This window comes from Mesorhizobium sp. M7A.F.Ca.US.006.04.2.1 (assembly GCF_004022915.1).
Lineage (GTDB): Bacteria > Pseudomonadota > Alphaproteobacteria > Rhizobiales > Rhizobiaceae > Mesorhizobium > Mesorhizobium ciceri.
On sequence record NZ_RZQA01001534.1, the window covers coordinates 1 to 652 of the forward strand.

At 64.3% G+C, this 652-nt stretch carries 1 protein-coding gene; it reads left to right on the plus strand.

Features of this window, described 5'->3' with window-relative positions:
* Nucleotides 1–652: ABC transporter ATP-binding protein (locus EN925_RS38575; RefSeq protein ID WP_164894817.1), on the plus strand; the 652-nt coding region annotated here is incomplete at both ends.

Below are 652 nucleotides of genomic sequence, written 5' to 3' on the forward strand. Positions count from 1 at the left end.
ACGCTCATCAACGCCATTCTCGGCCTGCTCGCCGACAATGGCGAGATATTATCGGGCGAGATCATCTTCGAGGGTGACAAGGACCTCGCCCGGCTTGACCCCATGGCGATGCGCGGCTTGCGCGGGCAAAGGATCGCCACCGTTTTCCAGGACCCGATGGGCGCGCTCAACCCGGTGCTGTCGGTGGGGCGGCAGATGCGCGACATCCAGTATCGCTCGGGTCTGTCGAAGCGGGACAAGGATGCGCGCTCGGTCGCCATGCTGCGCAAGGTTCGCATTCCCGATCCGGAAAGCCGGCTGACACAGTTTCCGCACGAATTCTCCGGCGGCATGAAGCAGCGCATCGCCATTGCCATGGCGCTGATGATGGAGCCGGCGCTGCTGATCGCCGACGAGCCGACCACGGCGCTCGATGCGACGCTGGAGGTGGCCACCATCGAACTGCTCAAGGATCTGCAGCGCGACATCGGCTGCTCGGTGCTGTTCATCTCGCATCATCTGGGCGTGATCGCCGAACTCTGCGACGAGATGATCGTGATGTATGCCGGCGAGGTGGTGGAAAGCGGCACGACCCGCGAGATCTTCCACGACGCCCGCCATCCCTACACGCAGAAGCTGCTGGCCTGCGATCCCGCCCGGCTGTCGCAGCGTG